This is a genomic window from Vibrio sp. MM46 (assembly GCF_027587135.1).
GTDB classification, from domain to species: domain Bacteria; phylum Pseudomonadota; class Gammaproteobacteria; order Enterobacterales; family Vibrionaceae; genus Vibrio; species Vibrio harveyi.
Genome location: NZ_JAPPTO010000107.1, coordinates 1 through 544, shown reverse-complemented (window position 1 = coordinate 544; position 544 = coordinate 1). Strand labels below are relative to the sequence as shown.

The following is a 544-nucleotide window of genomic DNA, read 5'->3' as shown; positions in this document are numbered from 1 at the left end:
AACGCCAAAGATGTGCATCATTGAAGAGGCATGGAGCCTACTGTCTGGAGCTAACGAGCAAGCCAGAGAGTTCATCAACACCGGCTATCGCACAGCGCGCAAGTTCGGCGGCAGTTTTTGTACCGTGACTCAAGGCATTGAAGACTTCTTTAGCAGTGAAGAAGCCAAAGCGTGTTACAACAACTCCGATATTCACATCATTCTTCGCCAAGGTGAAGGCTTTGATAAATACCTAACCCAAAACCCCGACGCCTTTTCAAAGTATGAGCAGCAACTTATCAAAAACTTTGCTCCCTCGGCGATTGCGGGCTACAGCTGCGCACGCATCAAAGCCGGGGGGCACGTGACCTACCATCGCTTTTTTGCTTCACCAGTAAAACGCGCCATGTTCTCAACGGAACCCAAGGAGTTTGAATACTGTGAAAATCTTTATAAACAAGGCTTGCCACTGGAAGAGGCCATTGAACAAACGTCCATGCACTACTACGGCAAGGAAATTGAGGCATTTAACCAAGCGATTGGGGCGAGCACTTAACTCGCTGCT

Annotated in this window: 1 protein-coding gene; it reads left to right on the top strand. The window is 48.7% G+C overall.

Features of this window, described 5'->3' with window-relative positions:
- The coding region (locus OH459_RS28140; RefSeq protein WP_443088668.1) for a TraG/VirB4 family ATPase at positions 1 to 535 on the top strand (535 nt) is incomplete at its 5' end.
- Between the last annotated feature and the right edge of the window lie 9 nt (positions 536 to 544).